At 70.7% G+C, this 1,131-nt stretch carries 2 protein-coding genes; both read left to right on the top strand.

The features are described 5' to 3' along the window. On the top strand, positions 1–220 hold a 220-nt coding region (locus ACFWPJ_RS33465), incomplete at its 5' end, for a hypothetical protein (RefSeq protein ID WP_378857619.1). A 138-nt stretch (positions 221–358) separates the two neighbouring features. Next, positions 359–982 (top strand): 50S ribosomal protein L25/general stress protein Ctc, encoded by a 624-nt coding sequence (locus tag ACFWPJ_RS33460; RefSeq protein WP_378857617.1) that lies wholly within the window; start codon positions 359–361, stop codon positions 980–982. Positions 983–1,131: the final 149 nt, after the last annotated feature.

The following is a 1,131-nucleotide window of genomic DNA, read 5'->3' as shown; positions in this document are numbered from 1 at the left end:
AGCGACGGTTGCTTGCTCCTTCGTCGCCTACGCAACCGCCGCTGATCGGCGGGACGGCCGCGACCCGCCGCTGCGCGGCGGGACCCTCCTCGAGGTCGGGTCGTGCGGGGCTGGGAGGGCGGTCATGGCGGACTTGGGCAGTGGTGTGTGGCGGTTTCGGGCCGGGTATGCCGATGCGGTATGGTTGTCGGGTTGTCTCGGCGAGGGTGAGTTGCCCTAGTGGTTGTGCTCACCGTGATCGACGCGGCTCGGCCTTCCCGGTCGTCCTCGTTCGTTCTTCGTCCGACGAGTAGACGTTGACCCCGCAGATGGGTCGCCACAATGACCAGCCCGGAAGAGCCGTAGGAGCGCATCAGTCATGTCCGACGTGAACCAGATCGAAGCCGCCGTCCGCACCGAATTCGGTAAGGGCGCCGCTCGCCGTACCCGTCGCGACGGCAACGTGCCCGCCGTGCTGTACGGCCACCAGGCCGAGCCGCAGCACCTGAGCCTCAACGCCAAGGCGTTCGCCGCCATCCTGCGTGAGCACGGCACCAACGCCATCCTGAACCTCGTCGTCGACGGCAAGCAGCAGCTCGCGATGACCAAGTCGGTCGTGGTCCACCCGATCCGCCGCTACATCGAGCACGCCGACCTGCTGATCGTCAAGCGTGGCGAGCGCGTCACCACCGACGTCAACGTCGTGGTCACCGGCGAGGCCGCCTCCGGCACCCTGATCACCCAGGAAGCCACCAGCCTGTCCATCGAGGCCGACGCGCTGAAGCTGCCCGAGTCGATCGAGATCTCGGTCGAGGGCATCGAGGCCGGCACCCAGATCCTGGCCGGCTCCATCGAGCTGCCCGCCGGCGTCACCCTGGCCGGTGACCCGGAGGCGCTGATCGTCAACGTGATCGCCGCGCCGTCCGCCGCGCAGGTCGAGGGCGAGGGTGAAGGCACCACCGCCGAGGAGCCGGCCGCGGAGACCGCGCCCGAGTCCGAGTAAGTCTCCCGCACCACGGTTCGGCCGATGACCGAATCTTCCGGGCCCGCGCGCGTGGGGGGGGTGGGTACACCCGGCCCCCACGAGCAGCCCCACCCCCCCCCTGTGGGGCGCGAGGGCCGCGGGCGGGGGGGCGGGGGCGGGCGCGGCGG

This window comes from Nocardia sp. NPDC058497 (assembly GCF_042720195.1).
Taxonomy (GTDB): Bacteria; Actinomycetota; Actinomycetes; order Mycobacteriales; family Mycobacteriaceae; genus Nocardia.
This window is presented reverse-complemented; position numbering and strand designations above follow the sequence as displayed.